General features: G+C 38.5%; 1 protein-coding gene. It reads right to left on the bottom strand.

Going from position 1 to position 338, the window contains the following annotated elements:
• Positions 1-256, bottom strand: a 256-nt coding sequence (locus CWB85_RS21755) for a hypothetical protein (RefSeq protein WP_502705329.1), incomplete at its 3' end; no start/stop codon positions are given.
• Positions 257-338 lie beyond the last annotated feature (82 nt).

The following is a 338-nucleotide window of genomic DNA, read 5'->3' as shown; positions in this document are numbered from 1 at the left end:
TATCAGCTTGAGCCAAGCCTAAATAAGAGCGGTTCCAACACACTTCATCAACCACATCTGGAGTATCTGGGTTATCTTGTGCACAGTGGTTGTAGTAAAACCAATACTTACCATTGGGTGCTTGAACTACATCAGCAGCCCAGTTACCTGTGAAGCCATCAGTCCATTCAATCCCTTCTGATATTTCAGTGGTGTAATTAAAGTCAAAAAGTGGGCTTTCATTTACTGCATTATTAGCAGATAAACTTGAAATCATTTCCCAGTTCATTAAATCGGTTGATTTAGCGGCCGCTAAATGTGAGCCAAAGATATAATAAGTATAATCGACTTTTTAATAT

The organism is Pseudoalteromonas sp. S1727 (assembly GCF_005886375.1).
Taxonomy (GTDB): Bacteria; Pseudomonadota; Gammaproteobacteria; order Enterobacterales; family Alteromonadaceae; genus Pseudoalteromonas; species Pseudoalteromonas haloplanktis.
The sequence above is the reverse complement of the archived record's forward strand: the minus strand, read 5'-3'. Positions and strand labels throughout refer to the sequence as shown.